The sequence below is a fragment of the Leptotrichia trevisanii DSM 22070 genome, assembly GCF_000482505.1.
Taxonomy (GTDB): Bacteria; Fusobacteriota; Fusobacteriia; order Fusobacteriales; family Leptotrichiaceae; genus Leptotrichia; species Leptotrichia trevisanii.
The window spans coordinates 1-1,497 of sequence record NZ_AXVL01000083.1; the positions used below are offsets into that span (position 1 = coordinate 1).

Annotated in this window: 1 pseudogene; it reads right to left on the reverse strand. The window is 39.1% G+C overall.

The annotated features are described in order from the left end of the window. Window positions 1-1,497 (reverse strand): annotated as a pseudogene (locus tag K324_RS16100) (filamentous hemagglutinin N-terminal domain-containing protein); the annotation flags it as partial.

The following is a 1,497-nucleotide window of genomic DNA, read 5'->3' on the forward strand; positions in this document are numbered from 1 at the left end:
AACCTGCCCGTTGGCAGAACTTGTCCCTTTATTCATTCCAACTGAAGTTGAAGAAATCAAGGCTCTGCCAGTCGCTCCGCCATTATTTAATACTTTACCGTTTCCAGCTTCAATAGGATTTTTTATGATATTTGGAGCATTTACATTTACTACTGCCCCTTCAATGATGGAAGGCTGTCCGCTTTCATATCCGATGCCGCCATTCTCCAAGTATCTGCTGTAAGTTCCGTTTGCGGAGCTCCTTCTGCTCCCGTGTCTATATGTTAAATACAGTTTTTCCTGTCCATTCTTTAACTGGACTGCATTCCCTAACGTTACAGAATTTTCAAAATTAGCTGCATTTATATCAACCAGTCCGCCACCAGAAATTATGCTGTCCCTATTTTTAAAATTACCTGAATTTATTGTAATATTTCCACTTGCTAAAACCTTACCATATTCAGTTGTTGCCCTGCTATCTATTTTCCCCGTCAAAGTATTTCCAGGCACTTCCGGAATATTTGTGTATATCGTTATTCCTTTTTGTCCCAATTTTGATCTGGCAAAATCAGGATATCGGGAAAATAACAGAGAATTTCCAGAATGTTTTGCAATCATGCTCTCAAGCCAGCTTCTCTGATGCCTTTTTACGCTGCCCCTGTCCCTGCTTCTATGTTGAAAGTCAGGCTCATTGACTATCCATCCATTCAGAACTTCAGCTTCGGATAATCTTCTGCCATCCCAAGTTTCGTAATACTTTTCATAATTCCCTAAATTAGAAACCCTACCAATGTTCTGGAAATCACTTGAAGTAATTGTAATATTTCCTGTCGACTGGATTGTAGCCACATTGTTCGTAATCCTTGCGGCATTAAGATCCATGTTTCCGCCAAGTATCTCAGCCTCGTCATTCATTATCTCGTTTGCCTTGACGATAAGTGTCTGCCCACCATAGATGGCTTTTCCCTTGTTGTTCTGAACCTTACCTTGTGCGTTCATTTCAAGATAGTTCTCAAATGCGATTAAATCGTTATTTGTGATATTTCTTCCTGAAATCTTTCCGTTATTTCCAGTAATCATGCTGTTGTTGACTACTTCCCCACGGCCATTTACGACAACTGTATCGGAAGCAAGCTCCCTGTTGTTCGTAAAGTCATTTGAGTTAATCTCAATTAATCCTGTTCCAGTAGTGTTCCCATTGTTTGTAATGTTGTTTGCTGAAATCTTAAGCCTCTGCTGTCCATGAAGATTCCCCGTAAGGTTAATATCCTGGTTAATGCCAAGCTCAACATTGTTCCCCTTGATTGTTCCAGTATTATCAAATCTTTGGGCATTTCTCATAAATATTTCGCCTGATAAAATTTCCCCAGTGTTTGTAATTGCTGAATTATCAAGTAGAATCCTATTATTTGAGGCAATCTTTCCGTTATTAGTAACAACCGCATTTGCCGCATTTATATTATTTACTGCCGTAATTTCCTTAGTATTTATCAATGTATTCGTAGTCAAGTCAACATC